We start from the raw sequence: 19659 nt of genomic DNA, 5'->3' as shown, positions 1-19659 counted from the left end.
GTTAAGAGTTACTTCTGATTTGGCATGATATTCGCATCTCTATAATCAATGAATAACATTTGATATTCAGAAAACCTGATTCGCAACAGGCAAAGACGCCTCTTAGATTTGGATTCACTTTGGTGATGACGATCTAAGAGGCGTCTTTCGTTTTGTATCTGAGTGGTTTCAGGGGTTCTGGACGAGAGGCCCTATTATGGTAAAGAAAAGTATGGCAAAGGAATGCATTAAATCAGCTTGTCCGTATTGTGGCGTGGGTTGTGGCGTAGAAATTAATCATAAAAACCAGATTGTAGGCGACCAAGCACACCCTGCTAATAAAGGCGCTTTGTGTGTTAAAGGCTCGGCATTGGCAGAAAGTTTGGACATGCCATCTCGCTTACTCTACCCAAGAATAAAAGGCGAGCAGATTGAATGGTCAAATGCGATTGAAAACATTGCCGATAAATTGCATCGCACCATCGAACAATATGGCCCTCAAGCTGTCGGTATGTATGTCTCCGGTCAGCTATTAACTGAAGACTACTATGTTGCCAATAAGCTGATGAAAGGCTTTGTTGGAAGCGCCAATATCGATACCAACTCACGTTTATGCATGTCTTCAGCGGTGGCCGCTCACGTTCGCGCTTTTGGGGAAGATATCGTGCCTGTCAGTTATGAAGATCTTGATCATACTGATCTCATTGTGATTGTTGGAGCCAATACTGCGTGGACGCATCCGATTTTATTTCGTCGGATCCAACAAGCCAGAGAAGCCAATCCAAATGTGAAACTAGTGGTGATCGATCCACGAAAAACCATTACCGCAGAGCAAGCCGACTTACACTTACAAATTGAAAATGACGGAGATGTGCCGTTATTTAATGGGCTTTTGCATTACCTTGTTAAAAATTCTGCAACTCAAGAATCATTTATCGACCAATACGTGAACGGATATGATGAACTTAAAGCCTCTTTATCCGAGCAAACTCATTCGATTGATGCGATTAGTCAGCAACTTAAACTAGACCCGGTATTTGTTAAAACCTTCTATCAATGGTTTGCCCAATCACCAACTGCGATGACGCTCTTTTGCCAAGGGGTGAATCAATCAGAATCAGGTACTGACAAAGCTAACTGCATCATTAATGCGCATTTAGTGACGGGGAAAATTGGCACGCAAGGCAGTGGGCCATTTTCAATTACGGGACAACCTAATGCAATGGGTGGTCGTGAAGTCGGTGGACTCGCTAATCAATTGGCTGTACACCGTGGTTTTGATCAGGAATCGATTCAGCAAGTTGAACAATTTTGGCAAGCGCCGAATATTGCGACCGATCCCGGCCTAAAAGCCATCGATTTGTTTAATGCGGTTGAGCAAGGCGAGATCAAATTCTTATGGATCATTGCAACCAATCCAGCCGTTTCTATGCCGAACTCAGAGCAAGTCAGACGCGCGTTAGAAGTATGTGACTATGTCGTGGTATCCGATATTACCTCTCATACTGACACCGCTACATTTGCCGATGTCCTTTTACCCGCCGCCGGTTGGGGAGAAAAGCAAGGCATGGTCACTAACTCAGAGCGTTGCTTAACCAGACAACGACAATTTGCCACACCGCCGGGAGAGGCAAAACCCGATTGGTGGATGTTATCTGAAGTGGGTAAAGTCTTATGCCAAAAGCTTGGCTTTTTCGAAAAGGATAGCGTGACACCGGGATTTGAGTTTGAATCTGCGGCGGATGTGTTTCGGGAATATGCGGCATTGTCTGGTATCAACCGAGACAGCCCTTTTAAATTCGATTTATCCAGCTTGAGCCAACTGAGTGATGAAGAATATGCCAATTGGCAACCACAAGCTTGGCCTTTAAATGGTCAGCCTGTATTGCAAGATAAGCAGAGCCAAGAGTTGTTTTTCCCAACGCCCAATGGCAAAGCGAACTTGGTGCTTGCTGATAAGATCAACATCGCTCATCACAGTGAAAATACATGGTGGATGAATAGCGGTCGTCAACGTGATCAATGGCATACCATGACTCGTACCGGACACATCAGTCATCTGGCTGCCAGTGAAGTGGAGCCGACGCTTTATCTCAATCCGATAGCCGCAGAGCAAGCTCAATTGCAAACGGGCGCACTGGTTCAGATCCAAAACCCCAACCGTTCTGCTAACAATGCAACGGATAATGAAAATGGCGTGATTGGTGAAAAGAGCTTAATCGCTCGTTTAGCCGTTGATGCAGGCTTAACCCAAAATCAAGCCTTTATGTCGATGCATTGGGCAGGAAAGTTTGGTGGACAAAGTCAAGTCAATGCAAGTTTAGCGAGCCTATCTGATCCTCATTCAGGACAGCCTGCGTTTAAATCTCAACGGGTGAGTATTACCGCCTTGCCAGTCAGTCATTATGGCTTATCAATCGGGTTGGATTTGAGTGATGGCGAGCAATCACAAACCCATTGGCCTTATAAAAGTTTGCAACATGTCGACTTTAACCAAACGCGTTCTAATGCTTTGTATCAGCAAGGGGTATGGCGATTTGCTGATACTCACGCGATCACCAAGTCGGACATTCAGCGCCTAGTTCAACAACAATACCCCAATAGTCAGTACTTAGTGTTAGACCAACAAGATTCATGGCTAGTCGTGATCTTGGTATCTAAAACGGTGATTGGCATGGTGATGATCTCAAGCCAGCCGATCGAATTGCAAGCTGAATCACTGCAACCTTTTATTCGCGAAAAATTTAATCTAGGTGGCTTGTTATCTGTACTCAGCGCCAAAGGCGGACAAGTGAGTAAATTGGTGTGTAGCTGTTTCCGAGTGACCGAGCAAGACATTCTCGATCAGCTAGAGCAAGCACCGAATATGGGTTTAAGAGAGCTGCAAAACATATTAAGTTGTGGCAAAAACTGCGGCTCTTGTCTTCCAGAAGTCAAAGGCTACTTATCTCAATCGATTGATGTGGTCTCGATAACCCAATAACCCCTAGAATGACACAAGGAAGTGTACGATGAACAATCAAATTATAAAGCATAGTCGTCAGGTAAACCGCGCTGTCGAAGGATTTAAACCACCGCAAGGTATTCACCATTTAACAATGAAAAAAGCTCAACCATCGGGGGCAAATAAAAAGGGCAAGGTACTTTTGGTAGGTGCGGGGCCAAACGATCCTGAGCTGTTGACTATCAAAGCGTATCAAGCGATTCAAAAAGCCGATGTGGTAGTGTTTGACCGTTTAGTTGGTCATGAAATTTTAGATTTGATCCCAGAGCATTGTGAGCAAATTTATGTCGGTAAACGCTGTGGTCAACCGAGTTTGAAGCAAGAAGAAATTAACCAGATTTTGATTGAACAAGCCGAGCAAGGTAAGCAAGTGGTTCGCTTAAAAGGTGGCGATCCGTTTATCTTTGGCCGTGGTGGCGAGGAGGCTTTAGCTTTAATTGCACAAGGCATTCAATATGATGTGATCCCCGGTATTACTGCCGCGATAGGTTGCGCCGCTTCTGCAAAAATCCCGCTGACTCATCGTGGTGTCTCTCGTAGTGTGACCTTAGTGACAGGGCGCATTATGGAAGGGGAATTTAACTCATGGTCAGGTTTGGTGAGTTCAGGGCAAACTGTGGTTTTTTATATGGGACTTGAACAAGCAAACTCGATTCAACAAGGTCTACTTTCTTCTGGTTTAGCCTCAAACACGCCAGTCGCAATTATCGGTAATGGATGCAGTGCCAAAGAAACAACTTATATCACAACGTTAGATGAACTCCCTATGATGGCTATCAGTTTGAAAGGGCTAACACCGGCGCTTATTGTTGTGGGGGAAGTGGTTGCCCTACGTGATGAGTTAATAGCTGAATTACAAGAAAACGCACACCTACCACTTTAGGGTTATTTTGTTGTTTTATAAGTGGTTTTTTATATGATGGGCATGTATGTTGCTTTGTATTAAAGATTGATATTTAGACTATTGCAAGGATGCAACGTCATGGCTCAATCTTTATTTGATTCTGAATCGTTATTAATTACCAAACACACACCATTGATTATCTGCTGTGATCATACTGAGCAGCAGGTAAAATTGTGCGCTCAACTGGCACAAGATTTTGAAGATATTACGGTCTGCTCTTTAAAGCAGCTTCCCGAACGAGTACAAAACCAACCTAATGCTTGTTTGATCATGGCTTGGCAAAAGCCTTGTGCTGAGCTTGTGTGTGTTATTGAATTTTCCGATAAAAAATCAATCCCTCTTTTACTGTTAACTCAACAACTTAATCACGATGATGCTCATTACCTTGTTGGGTCAAATAGCTATGTATTATTACCTACCTCGACGGAAGGAAGTCTGTTGGGATGGGTTCAATATGCCAAAAATGTACGCTTAAATGCGATCAAACAAACCCAAGCAATCCAAAAATTAAACCAAAAGTTAGAAGACCGAAAATATGTCGATCAGGCTAAAGGATTGCTAATGAAACTGCATCATTTAGATGAACAGCAAGCCTATCAAGCACTACGAACCTCAGCGATGAAGAATAGCCAAACCTTAGGCCAAGTGGCTAAAAACCTGATTGCCACCTTAGAAAACATTAGTCTTTAATAGTAGATCTACCTTTTGTATGGATATAACTAGTGCAAAATTGCACCATAAAAAATCACAAATGATTGAACGTCGTTATAGGTTTAGCTAACTCACTGAAAAATAGAGATACTTAAAGTTGGCATGGAAATTGGATTACTTAACTATAACTAAAAATTTATAGATGACATGATTTATCAATGGCGGTAGGTCAATCATCAACGAATACATAGCAAAGGCGCTAGCGATCTTAGGATCGGTAGCGCCTTTTTTATTGAAAAAATGTAGACAGGGAGTCGTACATGAAGAAAACACTTTCATTGCTTGCCGTTGGAATTTCACTGGCTTTTAGCCCAATCACACAAGCTAAAGTGACCATTGGAGAGCCAGAAAAAGAAGATCTTACCTTTGGTTTTATTAAGTTAACCGATATGGCGCCGCTCGCTGTCGCGTATGAAAAGCATTATTTCGAAGATGAAGGCTTGTATGTTTCATTACAATCTCAAGCTAACTGGAAAGTGTTACTGGATCGTGTGATTGATGGTGAGCTTGATGGCGCACACATGCTTGCAGGTCAACCGATTGGTGCAACCATTGGTATTGGCACCAAAGCCGACATCATCACCGCTTTTAGCATGGATTTAAACGGTAATGCCATCACGGTTTCAAATGATGTTTGGGATCAAATGAAACCAAGCTTAACAAAAGATGCCTATGGAAAAATCGCTCACCCGATTAAAGCCGATTCATTAAAGCCAGTGATTCAACAATACAACAGTGAAGGTAAGCCTTTCAAAATGGGTATGGTTTTCCCTGTTTCAACCCACAACTATGAATTGCGTTATTGGTTAGCGGCGGGTGGGATTAACCCAGGTTTCTACGCACCGGATAAAGGTGATAACAGCGGCACATTACAAGCAGATGCTTTGCTTAGCGTAACGCCGCCACCACAAATGCCAGCCACTATGGAAGCCGGTACGATTCATGGTTACAGCGTAGGCGAACCTTGGAACCAACAAGCGGTATTTAAAGGCATTGGCGTTCCTGTCGTGACCGATTATGAGATCTGGCAGAACAACCCAGAGAAAGTGTTCGGCGTTTCAAAACAATGGGCAGAAAAATACCCCAATACTCACTTACGTGTGGTTCGCGCCATGATCCGCGCAGCTTACTGGTTAGATGAAGAAAACAACAAAAACCGTCACGAAGCAGTTGGCATTCTAGCGCGTAGTGAATACGTCGGAGCCGATAAAGCCGTGATTGCGAATTCAATGACCGGCACCTTTGAATACGAAAAAGGTGACAAGCGTGATATCCCAGATTTCAACGTATTCTTCCGTCATAACGCGACTTACCCATATTACAGTGATGCCGTTTGGACTCTGACACAAATGCGCCGCTGGGGGCAAATCTCAGAATACAAACCGGACTCTTGGTACATGGACATCGCCAAAAAAGTCTACCGCCCAGATATCTATAAGCAAGCGGCTCAATCGTTAATTGATGATGGCACGTTTAAAGCTTCTGACTTCCCAGAGCTTAACTCTAGTGATGGCTTTAAAGCGCCGCAAACACACTTTATCGACAACATTACCTTCGATGGTAAGCAGCCAAATGCGTATTTAGAAAAGTTCCCAATCGGTCTGAAAGATAAAGATACGATCTAATCATTAAAAGTCACAGGCCCTAGGCGATTAAAAACCAATTCAAGGAAGAAAAGTTATGTCGAATTCAGCAGTGATATCACCCAAAAAGAAGAACAATGTTTTTTCATTATTGCCATACAACTCAAGCCAGGCTTCGATTTCTCAAGCGAAAAAATGGTTACTGCCTATCGTGGGGATTGTGGTGTTCCTTTTAATGTGGAGCTTAGCCGCGAAACAAGTACAAACCTCGTTAGGAACCTTGCCGGGGCCTTATGAAACGGCGCAACAGTTTTCCGGTTTAGTGGATGAGCACTTTGCTAGCCGTGAGAAAGAGCAGGCTTTTTATGATCGTCAAGAAGCGCGTAATGAAGCCAAGCTTGCCAAAGATCCGAATGCTGAAGTGAGTATTCGACCTTATACCGGTAAAGCGACGTTCTTTGATCAAATCGCCACTAGTTTATTGACGGTTGCCGCGGGCTTCTTATTAGCAACGGTAATTGCGATTCCTGTCGGGATTGTTCTGGGTCTGAATCAATCTTTATATCAAGCGTTTAACCCTGTAATCCAACTACTTAAGCCCGTTTCCCCACTAGCTTGGCTGCCAATTATCACTATGGTGGTGAGTGCCACTTATGTGAGCGATGAACCAATGTTTGATAAGGCTTTCATTAACTCATTATTAACCGTTTGCCTGTGTTGTATTTGGCCAACGCTAATTAACACCACGGTTGGGGTAAACAGTGTCGATAAAGACTTATTGAATGTGAGCAAAGTGCTGCGTTTGTCTTGGTGGCAACATGTGAAAACCATCGTTCTACCTTCAGCTGTACCAATGATTTTTACCGGTTTACGTTTGTCGATTGGTATCGCTTGGATGGTATTGATTGCGGCGGAAATGTTGGCGCAAAACCCAGGTTTAGGAAAGTTTGTATGGGATGAATTTCAAAATGGTAGTTCGGATTCATTAGGCCGCATCATGGTGGCAGTGATTGTGATTGGTTTTATCGGCCTACTGTTTGATAAGGGCATGTTGTTACTACAGAAGAAAATTTCATGGGATAAGAAACAAGAACTTAGATAACTCTGTGTCATTTAACCACCAACATGTTTTAACAATAATCTTCAGGATGGAGAAAATAAGATGAATGTATCGGAAGCATTAAAAATCAATGAGCAGTTAAAAGAAGACGAAATTCTTCCTGAGAATAAATACTACCGTCCGATGGTCGAGTTAACCCGACTAGGCATGCGATTCCCAACCCCTAAAGGCGAGTTTATCGCACTAAAAGGGGTAGATTTAACGATTAAAAAAGGCGAGTTCGTGTCACTGATTGGGCACTCAGGCTGCGGTAAATCGACCGTGCTTAATTTAGTGGCGGGTCTGACTCTGCCAACTGATGGTGGCGTAATTGTGGATAGCCGCGAAGTTGATGGCCCGGGGCCAGAACGCGCAGTGGTGTTTCAAAACCACTCACTATTGCCTTGGCTGACTGTTTATCAAAATGTGGAACTAGCAGTTAAGCAAATAGCCCACAAACAGCAAAAAGGAAAAGCGTGGATCAAAGAGCAAACTGATCATTATTTGTCATTGATTCAGATGCATCATGCGGCAGATAAAAAGCCAGATGAGATTTCTGGTGGTATGAAGCAACGTGTTGGGATTGCTCGTGCGTTAGCTTTGCAACCTAAGGTGCTATTAATGGATGAACCTTTTGGCGCGTTAGATGCATTAACCCGTGCTCATCTGCAAGATTCATTAATGAAAATTCAAGCCGACCTAGGTAACACCATCATTATGATCACTCACGATGTGGATGAGGCAGTATTGCTGTCTGACAAGATTGTCATGATGACCAATGGACCATCTGCCACTATCGGAGAAGTGTTGGATATTCAGTTAAAGCGTCCAAGAAATCGTGTGGAACTTGCCAACGATCCACAATACCAAGGCTATCGTCAGTCGGTATTGAAATTCTTATATGAGAAGCAATTGCACCCAACGCCTCAATCTGAGCCATCTGCTTCAACATCATCTAAATCAACCAGTGCGAAAGTGACCTTCGCCTCTGATATCAAACGCGCATAAGGAGTATGCCATGAATAATGTAATGAGTAGCTCACCAAGCAGTAAACAAAACTTGGTTATTGTGGGTAACGGTATGGTTGGGCATCACCTTGTTGAGCGTTTAGTGGAAGCCAATGCTACCGAGCATTACACCATTACCGTGATTGGTGAAGAACGTTTTGTTGCTTATGATCGAGTCCATTTATCATCAGTATTTTCCGGTCAAAGCCATCAAGATTTATTGCTAAGCAGCGAAGATTGGTATCAACAAAATGGTATTCGCCTGATCTTAGGCAGCAAAGTCACCACACTGGATACCGATAACCAACGTTTAGTGATGGATGATGAAGACGTGTTGGCTTATGACAAATTGGTGCTATCAACGGGATCTTATCCTTTTGTGCCACCGATTGAAGGTAATGATCGTGAGCAATGCTTTGTGTACCGAACGCTGGATGATTTAACTGAAATTCGCCAAGCTTGTGAGAAATCAAGCTCTGGCGCGGTGATTGGTGGTGGCTTACTTGGGCTTGAAGCGGCCAATGCATTGCGTTTGTTAGGCGTGGATACTCATGTGATTGAGTTTGCGCCAAGACTGATGCCTGTACAGTTAGATGCTGGTGCCAGTGGGGTATTGGAAGACAAAATAAAATCACTTGGTCTGCATGTGCACCTTGATACCGCAACGACCTCGATTACCGATGGTGAAACCGCTAAGCACCGTTTGAATTTCAAAAATGGCGAATTTATTGAAGTTGATGTCTTGGTATTCTCTGCGGGTATTCGTCCACAAGATGCCTTAGCTTGTCAGGCAGGGCTAGCGATTGGTGAGCGTGGCGGCATTGTGATCAATGATGATTGCCAAACCAATGATTCGAACATTTACGCGATTGGTGAATGTGCGTTGTGGGAGCAAAAGATCTTTGGTTTAGTGGCTCCTGGTTATCAAATGGCTCGCGTAGCTTGCGGTAGTTTATTGCAAGAATTTACTATCCCTACACAAAGCTTTAAAGGTGCAGATATGAGCACCAAATTAAAGCTGCTTGGTGTCGATGTCGCTTCGATTGGTGACGCGCAAATGATGACTCAAGGCGCGCAAGAAATGGTGCTACAAGATACGGTTGCCGGCAGTTATAAAAAGCTGGTGGTCAATGCGGAAGGTGACAAACTATTAGGCGCTATTTTAGTTGGTGATAACACAGATTATGACGCCTTGTTGCAATGCTACCTGAATGACACGCCACTGCCCGATCATGCCGCTCATCTATTATTTGACACCTCCATGCTATCAGGTGAAGTTTCAGATAACGCGCTGATTTGTTCTTGCCATAACGTCACGAAAGGCGACTTGGTGGAAGCTATCCATGCGGGTAGTCACGACTTAGCGTCACTGAAATCTTGCACCAAAGCAGGTAGTGGTTGTGGCGGTTGTAGCAACATGGTGAAAACCGTGCTGGATAATGAATTGGCGAACATGGGGATGGAAGTTAATAACCATGTTTGTGAGCACTTTGAATACTCTCGCCAAGAGCTTTTCCATTTATGCCAAGTGGAAGAAATTAAAGACTTCAATACTTTACTCTCTGAGCATGGTCACGGACTAGGTTGTGATTTATGTAAACCAACCGCAGCTTCGATTTTTGCTTCACTTTGGAATGAGCATATATTGGATCCTATCCATCATAGCTTGCAAGATTCCAACGATGCCTTTATGGCCAACCTACAAAAAGATGGTTCTTACTCGATTGTGCCACGTATTGCTGGTGGTGAAATTACCCCAGATAAACTGATCGCATTAGGAGAAGTGGCTAAGAAATACGACCTTTATACCAAGATCACTGGTGGCCAACGTGTGGATTTATTCGGCGCGCAAATGGGCCAATTACCGGACATTTGGGAAGAGCTAATTAAAGCGGGTTTTGAGACGGGTCATGCCTACGGTAAATCATTGCGTACCGTGAAATCTTGTGTCGGTTCAACATGGTGTCGTTATGGCGTTGATGATTCGATTGGTTTGGCGATTGAGCTTGAGAACCGCTACAAAGGCTTACGCTCACCACATAAAATCAAAATGGCTGTATCCGGTTGTACCCGTGAATGTGCCGAAGCGCAAAGTAAAGATATTGGTGTGATTGCTACTGAAAATGGCTGGAACTTATATGTGTGCGGCAATGGTGGTATGCGCCCACGTCACGCGGATTTATTTGCTGTTGATTTGACTAAAGAACAACTGATCCAATATATCGACCGAGTGTTAATGTTCTACGTTAAAACCGCTGACCGATTGCAACGTACTTCAGTATGGCTAGAAAACCTAGAAGGGGGTCTCGAGTATCTACAACAAGTAGTGATCGAAGATTCTTTAGGCTTAGGTGATGCTTTAGAAGACCAAATGCAATTAGTGGTCGATACCTACCAATGTGAATGGAAAACCGCGGTTGAGAATCCACTTAAGCGTGCCAAATTCCGTCCATTTATCAATAAAGAAGAAGGCGAATATGGCGTACCGATGACGTATCAACGCATTCGCGAACAACGTATTCCAACCACCTTTATTGATGCGACGGCTGCGCAAGTGGAATCAAACGTTAGCATGGATGAGCAACAACCAGAAAAAGTAGGAGCCTAATTATGTGGCATAAAGTATGTGAATTAAATCAATTGAATGCTTACCTAGGTACGGGTGCAATGGTGGATGATCAGCAAGTTGCTCTGTTTTATTTACCATCAGATAAAACACAAATGTCTGAACAAGTGTTTGCGATTGATAATTGGGACCCGATTGGCAAAGCCTTTGTGTTGAGCCGAGGCATTGTCGGTGATGTTAAAGGTACGCCATGTGTGGCATCGCCTTTGTATAAACAGCATTTTGATTTACAGAATGGGCAATGTGTTGAACAACCAGAAATTCAAGTGAAAACCTGGCAAGTGAAGGTAGAGCAAGAGGCGGTTTGGATTAGTCGTTAATCTGTTTTATTTCGTTGCTCGTAATTCGATATTGGTTTCAAATTACGAGCAACGATGGATTAATCGCTACTCGCTTTAGGCTGCGTCATTCTTAAACTACTGACAATGGCGGCAACTGTGGCAAAACTTGCCGCTAAAATTAAAGAAGCATGCGTGCCGTTATCGTGGAACATGTTAAACATTAATGCCACTAACGCTGCGCCTGTACTTTGACCAAACAAGCGCGCCGTACCCAACATACCACTGGCACCACCACTGCGATTACGAGGCGCAGATGAAATAATAGTGTGGTTATTGGGAGACTGAAATAAGCCAAAACCAGCACCACATAATATCATCGGCACAATAATGTTTAAGTCGGTTGGATTTGCCGGCAACATCACTAATATAAATAAACCCAGCGCCATAATGGCCATACCAATCCCACCTAATAAACCTGCGTGAACACGTTCAATTAAATAGCCAGATAAGGGTGCCATCACCATAGTGGCGAGCGGCCAAGGCGTCAGTAATAATCCCGTTTCAACTTCGGTTCTACCCAATACAGATTGCAAAAAGAAAGGCAGTGAAACCATTGCTAGCATTTGGGCACAAAAGGAACAAATTGAAGTGCACATTGAAAGTGAGAAAATAGGAATTCTCAATAAATCAATCGGCAGCAATGGAACGGTAAGGGTTAATTGTCGGCGAATAAAGAAGAAGCCAATAACCGCAACCGCAAGTAATTCCGCCGTGATTAAGGTGGCAGATTGACCTTGTGAAAAGCCACTAATCGCTGAAATTAATAAACCAAAGGTCAGCGCATTCATAATGGCACTTGGAATATCAAAACGTTGCCCAGCGGATTTTTCTTGGTTTGGAGGTAAGAATTTAATCGCAAAGATCAATGCCACAATACCAATAGGAACATTGACTAAAAAGAGCCATTTCCACGATGCGATAGAAAGGATAGCGGCGGCCACTGTTGGTCCGGCGGCTGCCGATACCGCGACAATAAATGAGTTAATGCCCATTCCTCGCCCCAAAAATCGCTTGGGATAAATCAGCCGGATCAAAGCAATATTGACACTCATAATGGCTGCGCCACCAAGCCCTTGTAATACACGAGCGAAGGTCAGCATTTCAAGTGACGTTGAGAGCGCACAAAAGAGAGAGGTGCAACAAAATACCCCTAAACCCACCTGATAAACACGACGAAAACCGACCATGTCACCAATGAAAGACATAGATAATAACGAGATAATAATGGCAATTTGGTACGCGTTGACTACCCAGATAGATTCGGCAGGGCTGGCATTCAGATCGGCGGCAATAGTGGGTAGAGCAACATTGGCTATGGCACCATCAAGTACTGCCATTGTGATACCAAGCGCGATGGTAATAATAGCGCCTAATCGCTGTGGGTTAGCTAGGCCATCTTGAGTTGATGTATTCATTTTAAAAGGCAAACCGGAAAGGAATCAAAGAAATATCTTGTAACATAGAAGCCGCAATTCTACGAGTGAAAATTAAACATTTCGACCCAAATGCAGTCAATAATATGGTCAAATTATTGACTGAAAGTCGTTTGTGTTTTTCACTCTATTATCTTGGTAATGTTTCAGCTTATCGGTGTAGTAGTTTCTTAATTTAAGAGGTGTATGTGGTATCTCAATATCCAGTGTATGTTCGTTTAGCGCTAATATGGTTAGGCCTAGCGGTAATTCCTAGTGGGTTGCTGTTAACTGGCCAGCAAGTGTTTCCTTGGTTAGATTTGTCGAGTTGGTTTGCCGGTTTACTTTATGCACTGACATCAACCGGCACGGCTCCATACGCAATCTTAACGGTAGTGGTATTTTGGGCGTTTAGCTTTAAGTTTATGAATAAACTTTACTGGCAGAAAATGGTACTTGCCACTTTGTTTGGCTTATCGGTTAGCTTTACGCTTAATCATGGTTTGAAATCATATTTTGAAGAGCCAAGACCGAACTTCACGTGGTTAAGTCAGCAAGCTAATTCCCCCATTGATTTAAGTACCTTCTATCAACAAGAAGACAAGCAACGCAGTGCAAATGTTGAAATAGCATTGCAGCAATACCGCAGTGAATCGGATCCTCAACAATTAAATACCAATCCACCACTTAATGTTTCCAACAGTTTGCAACATCACTGGGTACATGAAGTAGGCTTCGCTTTTCCATCAGGCCACACTATTTTTGCGATTACTTTAACGTTAATCGCTAGCTATTATTTGCTTCTCTCTGGTGCTACTACTTTGAATGTCATAGTGTTTCTATGGGGTTTAAGCATGGGAACAAGCCGTATGTTATTAGGTATGCATTGGCCACAAGATGTTTTTGCTTCAACTTGCCTCGCCGTAATAATTAGTGTGTTGAGTGTTGTTGTTATTGAGAAAATTTGGGGACGATTTAAGCAAAATAGTTATGCGAAGTAGCGGCTTATTTTCTCTAACCGTAACTTCTACTTGTGCCTAACAGACGGCTTTCGTTACACTGCTGACTGCATTTAAATACTAGGAAAACAGTAAATGAAAAAGTTAATCCCGTTTATCGCCTTATTACTGACCGCTAATGTCTATGCTTCTGGGGTTGACCTGAAAGCGACGATGAAAGAAATGAAAATTGAATTCAATCACGCCGCAAAAGCGCAGAATATTGATGAAATGAAAGCGCCCGTTGAAAAGCTGACTGCGCTAGTCAATCAAGCCAAACAAGGTACTTACTCTCCAGAAAAACAAGAATTGTATTTAGAAGGCTTTAATAAATTGACCACAACATTAGATAGCGTAGAAACGCATCTTGATGCTGGTGAGTTCGAGCAAGCTAAAGAAGAGTTACGCCAAGTTGATGATCTTCGTGTTGAATATCATGACAAGCGTAATCCAAGTATTTGGAGCAAGTTGTTCGGCTAAATATGAATAAAACTGAGTCAGATCTTCTTTTGCTAGAGTGGAAGATCTGACTTGGGTTGTTGTCCTGTTTATTTCGTAATCTATAAGCAAATTTCTAATACTCTTTCACGTTTTATCTATTCATCGAAGTTTTTGCCCAAAAGTGAGTTGCAACAAACATGATACTTTATTCCTTTCCTACACCAGTTTCGCATTAAAATATTACATGGTTTCTATCAATAGCTCTCTAAGTTGATGCATTATTCCAGTTCACCTAATTCCGTATATAGACTAGAAACGATAGCACTTTGTTGATTTGCGTTTTTACCTAAGAAACGATAAATGTGGTTACACAGAAATGCGACAACTGCCATTGGAGTTGAATAACTATCTAAAGGCTCTTGGGTATTCATAGGGCATAATAAAAAGTTTCGGCTTTGTTGAGCATATTTTTGACCAGATTGATCTGAAATTAATAAGTGGTTATAAGGGCTCAAGTAGGTAATAAGGCGTTGAAAGTTTTTCGTCCTGCGTCTAATACCAAGCAAAATAATGAAATCATCGTCTGTGATATCAACGAGTTCTTCACTTAGAGTTTGGCCTGTGACAGGTAAAACGATGACATCGTTTCTACATTGCAGAAGCTGCTGCCTAAGATGTAAAGCAACAGGGTAGTTATTCCTGAAACCCACGATAATGACTTTTCTTGCGTTAGCTATGTCTTTAACGATATTTGCTATATCGATCTTTTCTAGTTGTTCATTGAGTTCATAAAGGGCAGCAATATCAGCTTGTAATATATTACTGACCTCTGATTGAAGGATCATGGGAACGCCTTGCTCTCTGACATTCAATAACTCATTTCTTAGCTCTTGGTGATTTTCATAACCTAGCTTTCTAATGAAGCGACTGACGGTTGCTTTTGATACTTCACAATATTGAGCAATCTCATTAGTTGATTGGATGAGAAGTTGCTCAGGATTAGATTGAATGTAATCGGCAACCTTGGTGTGCCCACTACTGAAATCGCAGTAAGCTTCTTGAATTTTATGTTTTAAGCTTGAGTAGCGTTCCATAATTTTATAACACTGCTGATAAGAAACTTTGTAATTCAGAAGTTTGTGGGTTAGCAAATACTTGTTTACTGTCCCCAATCTCCCATACTTTTCCTTGATTCATAAATACAACTTTATCACCTACATCTCGGGCAAAGTTCATTTCATGGGTAACGAGTATCAGTGTCATTCCTTCTTTCTTTAGTTGCTCTAGTACTTTTAGAACTTCACCAACGAGTTCGGGATCGAGTGCTGAGGTGATCTCATCACACAATAAAACTTTAGGGGACATTGCCAAAGAACGAGCAATCGCAACCCGTTGTTGTTGCCCTCCTGATAAGCTAGTTGGGAAAGCATCAAATTTGTCGCCGAGTCCTACTTTATGTAATAGCTCTTGTGCTGTTGATTTGGCTTCTTTATCGGATTTATTTAACACCAACTTTTGTGCCAGCATGACGTTTTCACCAACAGTCATATGTGGGAAAAGATTAAAGTTTTGAAAGACCATTCCCACACTACGACTGAGCTCTCGGAGTTTGTGTTCGTCATTTTCAACGGCCTGGCTATCGACAATGATGGCACCTTCTTGAAATTCCTCTAAGCCATTAATACACCTTAAAAGTGTACTTTTTCCTGAGCCACTTCGACCAATAATGGAAATTACTTCACCAGGCTCAATTTTCAAATCAACACCCTTTAAAACATGGTTGTCACCATAAAATTTATGAACTTTATCAATACTAACGAGAGGCATAATTTTTTGACTCCAAATGACGAGCAAATAATGAAAGTGGGAAACAAATAACAAAGTATAAAATCGCAACCATCGCGAATACTTTAAATGGTTGGAAAGTTGCGTTGTTTAGCATGGTTCCGGCTTTGGTTAGTTCAACAAACCCAATAATTGAGGCTAATGCGGTGCCTTTTACTATTTGAACGGAAAAGCCAACGGTGGATGGGATCGCCATTCTCCAAGCTTGAGGCACAATGACATAGCGCATTGTGTGAGTATAAGTTAACCCAAGTGTTCGGCACGCTTCCCACTGGCCTTTTGGCAGGGATTCAATACATCCTCTCCAGATGTCATGAAAAAATGCAGCACTAAAAAGGGTGAGAGACAAAATAGCTGCAGTCCACGCACTGACTTCCATACCAATAAGGGATAGGCCAAAAAATGCGAGGAACATTTGCATTAATAACGGTGTACCTTGGAATATTTCAACATAGATATTTATTATCCAATTAAACATCGGACGCTTTAAAGAGCGGATAAAGGTTAATGCCGCACCAAGTAATCCGCCGAAGAGAAAAGCCAATAAGGATAGTAATAGGGTCCATCGAGCCGCTAATAATAAGTTTCTTAAGATGTCCCAGTCAGTAAATGAAGTCATAGTATGTCCTTATGATAATGCTGGGTTTTTAAACATAATGCGTTTGAGGGCATAGAAAACCTGACGCATTGCAATGGATAAAAATAAATAAATCGCCGCGGTTAATATGTAGGATTCAAAGCTTAAAAAGCTTCTAGATTGTACAAAGTTGGCTGCAAACGTAAGATCTTCTACTGATATTTGAGATAATACTGCTGAGCCGAGCATGACAATGATGCATTGACTGGCTATTGCGCTATATACCTTTTGAAAGGCAGGCGGCAATACTATTCGAATAAAGATTTGTCGCTTAGTAAGGCCAAGAGTCCTACCAGCTTCCCATTGCCCCTTGGGGGTTGCTTGAATACCTGAGCGAATAATTTCAGCGCTGTAGGCTCCAAGGTTAACCACCATCGCGATAATCCCCGCTTGCCATGCAGATAGCTTGATCCCTAAAGTGGGTAGTCCAAAAAAGATGAAAAAGAGTTGCACAATGAAAGGTGTATTCCTAATCACTTCAATGTAGCTCGCGGCAATTCCAGAGACTAATCTTGCCTTACTGGTTCTTGCTGCCGCTAGACACGTACCGAGTACTAACCCCAAGAAAGTCGATAAAGTGGTTATTTCAATCGTCGTTATCATTCCTGAAAAAAATTCAGGTAAATAGGGCCATAAACTTTGGAAATCAAGCTGATACATGAAAGCTCCTAATTCGTTACATTAATTCACTAGGAAAAGAAGCTTTTAACCACTTTTGAGATAGAGTTTCGAATTCACCATCTGTTTTAGCTTTCGCGATAAGCTCATTAACTTTCATAACAAAATCTTCTTCACCTTTTTTAACTCCGATGTAGCAAGGTGAATTTTTAAGCAGGAATTTTGTCTCTGGTGCTTTATCAGGATAACGAGTGGCGATTTCAGTAATCACTAGGTTACCTGTTGCAATTAACGAAACTTGACCCGATAAGTAAGCAGATAGGGTTGCGTTATTATCTTCGAAGCGCTTGATTGTGACATCAGAACCAACAATTTTAGACAATTCAATATCTTCTACAGAGCCTCGTGTAACGCCAACGGTTTTACCGTTTAGTGCCTCTGCTGATTCCACATTCTCATCTGTCGAACCGAAAACACCTAAGAAAAATGGTGCATAGGCATCAGTGAAGTCAATGGCTTTTTCTCGCGCTGGGTTTTTACCTAGGCTTGAAATAACAAGGTCGACTTTATCTGTTTGAAGATAAGGAATACGGTTAGCGCTCGTCACAGGAATGAGTTTTAATTTCACGTCTAATTCATCTGCTAGATACTGTGCGGTATCAATATCATACCCTTGTGGCTTTAGGTCTGTACCAACTGAACCAAATGGAGGAAAGTCTTGTGGTACTGCCACAATGAGTTCACCACGCTTTTTGATATCTCCGAGCTTATCGGCATGAGCAAACATAGACATAAAAGATAAGAGTGTTGCCATAAAGGCTATAGTAAGTTTGTTTGAAATGAGTTTCATGCTGGTCTTCCTTAATCAATGTGAAACGAATGAATCACTCTTGACCAAACAAGCAACAACTGTGCCAAAATGAAAATAAAGGGAATTTAGGATGTCATCGTCATTTACTATTGGAATTGATTGATGATGCTGGTGCAGTTTGTTTTGTGTTGGTGCAATTTTGGTGTCTTACGAATGTTTTGAAACGTAACCATAAATACCAATCTTAGTTAAACAGCCTCAGTTGGCTCGAGGCTGTTATGAACTTAAGCTCTTTTTTTGTGCGGGTTCGCTAATAGGCTGGAAACATTGGCGAATAATGTTTTCATTTCGATTGGTTTGTTTTGATCGACAATGATTACATCTCCAACGCTCATTGGTTTTGCTCTCTCTGCTAAAGAGGCCAGTTCTGGTAAGTACTCATGTTTAGGGTGCTTATCTGATCGATATGGAATTCTATCTTCATATCTTTGCGCGGCTGTTAAGCCAGATATGTTATTCCAGAGTTCGATAACCGTTTCCACACCTGAGTAGTTTAGGTAATTGATTAGCATTTCTCTGGGTTGGAATCCAAACCATGCATCTATAACAAAGGTATGATTGTCTGGGGCCTGTTTAATAATATCCCATATGACGTTATAGGCGGCTTTGCCAAGTTCTCGGTTTATCTCTCTATTGTAGTCTTTGACCGTAGCCATAAATGGCTCTTTGATTGTGTCAATTGATAGGTACGTTAAGTTAAAATGATTAGCGATGTTGTGCGCGACAGAACTTTTTCCAGAGGCTGGTACACCATTAACCAAAATAACTGTTTTGCCTGTTTGGTGTGTTTTTTCGCTCATATCAACTCCAATAGTTGTTGCTGGGAAGTGACTTGACGTATGGCTTGTATCTTCTCATCATCATCGAGCATAGAGACGATAGAACCAATGCCTTGTTCTATGTGACCATTACTATCTGTCGCACCGAACATGATTATGATATCGGCAGGTATGCTTCCATTAAATGAGATTGGTTCTGCAAGCAAGACTAAACTAAAACAATTTCGGATGACCCCACACTCGGGTCTAGCGTGAGGGATGGCGATACCTTCTTCAAAGACATAATAAGCTCCGTTGCTTTGAGTGCTTTCTATGACAGACTTAGCATACTCTTCAGTCAGGTAGCCATTTTTTATCAATGGTTGAGCTGCTAACTGAATAACCTTTTCCCAATTGGATTCATTGATGCCAATTTGAATCGCATCTGATTCGATTAATAATTCTTTTATATTCATATCTGGCCTAAAAATTTTTTCGAGTAGTGTTTCTAAGCTCATCCATTTTGATAAACAGATCGTCGACTTTATGTTGATAATTTGGCGTTTTCGCAAAGACTTTGAGGGCTTTGTTGTACTCAATCATCAGTTTTTTTTGAGTATCAAAATTAGCCTCATCTTGCTTTAACTTTACTTCCAAATCTCGAATGTTTTGCTCTATTTCTTGGGCTGTAAACGCATCGTTCTGTGATGATTTAAGTGCGGAATGAGCCTGATTAGGTTTTGTCTGAAACATGGATTGGATCATTTTAAACATAAATATTCCTTATCAGCTGCCAGGGTTACTGGCAGCTATGACTCTGTGTA

The 19659-nt window shown here is 42.0% G+C and carries 19 protein-coding genes; 10 read left to right on the top strand and 9 right to left on the bottom strand.

Features of this window, described 5'->3' with window-relative positions; translation table 11 throughout:
- Positions 1–211: 211 nt before the first annotated feature.
- From L3V25_RS00720 to nirD, 8 genes are all read left to right on the top strand, one after another.
- Positions 212–2962: a molybdopterin-dependent oxidoreductase gene (locus L3V25_RS00720; protein WP_237293604.1), complete on the top strand. Its 2751-nt coding sequence runs from the start codon at positions 212–214 to the stop codon at positions 2960–2962.
- A 28-nt stretch (positions 2963–2990) separates the two neighbouring features.
- On the top strand, positions 2991–3866 hold the full coding sequence (gene cobA / locus L3V25_RS00715) for a uroporphyrinogen-III C-methyltransferase (RefSeq protein ID WP_237293603.1): 876 nt from the start codon (positions 2991–2993) through the stop codon (positions 3864–3866).
- A gap of 99 nt (positions 3867–3965) precedes the next feature.
- Complete coding sequence (locus L3V25_RS00710; protein WP_237293602.1) at positions 3966–4577, top strand: ANTAR domain-containing protein; 612 nt, start codon at positions 3966–3968, stop codon at positions 4575–4577.
- 281 nt (positions 4578–4858) lie between these two features.
- Positions 4859–6223 carry a CmpA/NrtA family ABC transporter substrate-binding protein gene (locus L3V25_RS00705; RefSeq protein WP_237293601.1) on the top strand — a complete coding sequence of 455 codons (1365 nt, stop codon included), beginning with the start codon at positions 4859–4861 and terminating at the stop codon, positions 6221–6223.
- 55 nt (positions 6224–6278) lie between these two features.
- Positions 6279–7283 (top strand): ABC transporter permease, encoded by a 1005-nt coding sequence (locus L3V25_RS00700; protein ID WP_237293600.1) that lies wholly within the window; start codon positions 6279–6281, stop codon positions 7281–7283.
- Positions 7284–7424: 141 nt separating this feature from the next.
- The gene (locus L3V25_RS00695; RefSeq protein WP_237294317.1) at positions 7425–8288 is read left to right on the top strand and encodes an ABC transporter ATP-binding protein; all 864 of its coding nucleotides are present in this window, start codon (positions 7425–7427) and stop codon (positions 8286–8288) included.
- 10 nt (positions 8289–8298) lie between these two features.
- Complete coding sequence (nirB, locus tag L3V25_RS00690) at positions 8299–10896, top strand: nitrite reductase large subunit NirB (protein WP_237293599.1); 2598 nt, start codon at positions 8299–8301, stop codon at positions 10894–10896.
- Between the two features lie 2 nt (positions 10897–10898).
- A complete protein-coding gene (gene nirD / locus L3V25_RS00685) occupies positions 10899–11234 on the top strand; it encodes a nitrite reductase small subunit NirD (RefSeq protein ID WP_237293598.1) in 336 nt (111 codons plus the stop codon).
- A 59-nt stretch (positions 11235–11293) separates the two neighbouring features.
- On the opposite strand, the gene L3V25_RS00680 is transcribed toward nirD, so the two are convergent.
- A complete protein-coding gene (locus L3V25_RS00680) occupies positions 11294–12670 on the bottom strand; it encodes an MFS transporter (protein ID WP_237293597.1) in 1377 nt (458 codons plus the stop codon).
- A 206-nt stretch (positions 12671–12876) separates the two neighbouring features.
- Between L3V25_RS00680 and L3V25_RS00675 the strand changes: the two genes are divergently transcribed.
- Together L3V25_RS00675 and L3V25_RS00670 are read left to right on the top strand one after the other, a co-directional pair.
- On the top strand, positions 12877–13668 hold the full coding sequence (locus L3V25_RS00675) for a phosphatase PAP2 family protein (protein WP_237293596.1): 792 nt from the start codon (positions 12877–12879) through the stop codon (positions 13666–13668).
- A gap of 93 nt (positions 13669–13761) precedes the next feature.
- Positions 13762–14145 carry a cytochrome b562 gene (locus L3V25_RS00670; RefSeq protein WP_237293595.1) on the top strand — a complete coding sequence of 128 codons (384 nt, stop codon included), beginning with the start codon at positions 13762–13764 and terminating at the stop codon, positions 14143–14145.
- Between the two features lie 239 nt (positions 14146–14384).
- On the opposite strand, the gene L3V25_RS00665 is transcribed toward L3V25_RS00670, so the two are convergent.
- From L3V25_RS00665 to L3V25_RS00630, 8 genes are all read right to left on the bottom strand, one after another.
- Positions 14385–15200 (bottom strand): MurR/RpiR family transcriptional regulator, encoded by an 816-nt coding sequence (locus tag L3V25_RS00665; RefSeq protein ID WP_237293594.1) that lies wholly within the window; start codon positions 15198–15200, stop codon positions 14385–14387.
- A gap of 4 nt (positions 15201–15204) precedes the next feature.
- A complete protein-coding gene (locus L3V25_RS00660; RefSeq protein ID WP_237293593.1) occupies positions 15205–15933 on the bottom strand; it encodes an amino acid ABC transporter ATP-binding protein in 729 nt (242 codons plus the stop codon).
- Complete coding sequence (locus tag L3V25_RS00655) at positions 15920–16570, bottom strand: amino acid ABC transporter permease (protein WP_237293592.1); 651 nt, start codon at positions 16568–16570, stop codon at positions 15920–15922. The genes L3V25_RS00660 and L3V25_RS00655 overlap by 14 nt, the downstream gene beginning before the upstream one ends.
- A 9-nt stretch (positions 16571–16579) precedes the next feature.
- The gene (locus tag L3V25_RS00650) at positions 16580–17248 is read right to left on the bottom strand and encodes an amino acid ABC transporter permease (protein ID WP_237293591.1); all 669 of its coding nucleotides are present in this window, start codon (positions 17246–17248) and stop codon (positions 16580–16582) included.
- A 16-nt stretch (positions 17249–17264) separates the two neighbouring features.
- The gene (locus L3V25_RS00645) at positions 17265–18056 is read right to left on the bottom strand and encodes a transporter substrate-binding domain-containing protein (protein WP_237293590.1); all 792 of its coding nucleotides are present in this window, start codon (positions 18054–18056) and stop codon (positions 17265–17267) included.
- Positions 18057–18301: 245 nt separating this feature from the next.
- Positions 18302–18877, bottom strand: coding sequence for an AAA family ATPase (locus L3V25_RS00640; RefSeq protein WP_237293589.1), 576 nt, complete (start codon positions 18875–18877; stop codon positions 18302–18304).
- Positions 18874–19311 carry a PTS sugar transporter subunit IIA gene (locus L3V25_RS00635; RefSeq protein WP_237293588.1) on the bottom strand — a complete coding sequence of 146 codons (438 nt, stop codon included), beginning with the start codon at positions 19309–19311 and terminating at the stop codon, positions 18874–18876. The genes L3V25_RS00640 and L3V25_RS00635 overlap by 4 nt, the downstream gene beginning before the upstream one ends.
- Before the next feature lie 7 nt (positions 19312–19318).
- Positions 19319–19609, bottom strand: coding sequence for a hypothetical protein (locus tag L3V25_RS00630; RefSeq protein WP_237293587.1), 291 nt, complete (start codon positions 19607–19609; stop codon positions 19319–19321).
- Between the last annotated feature and the right edge of the window lie 50 nt (positions 19610–19659).

The sequence above is a fragment of the Vibrio sp. CK2-1 genome (assembly GCF_021726515.1).
Taxonomy (GTDB): Bacteria; Pseudomonadota; Gammaproteobacteria; order Enterobacterales; family Vibrionaceae; genus Vibrio.
Note: the sequence above shows the minus strand (reverse complement) of the source record. Positions and strands in the feature narration are given on the sequence as shown.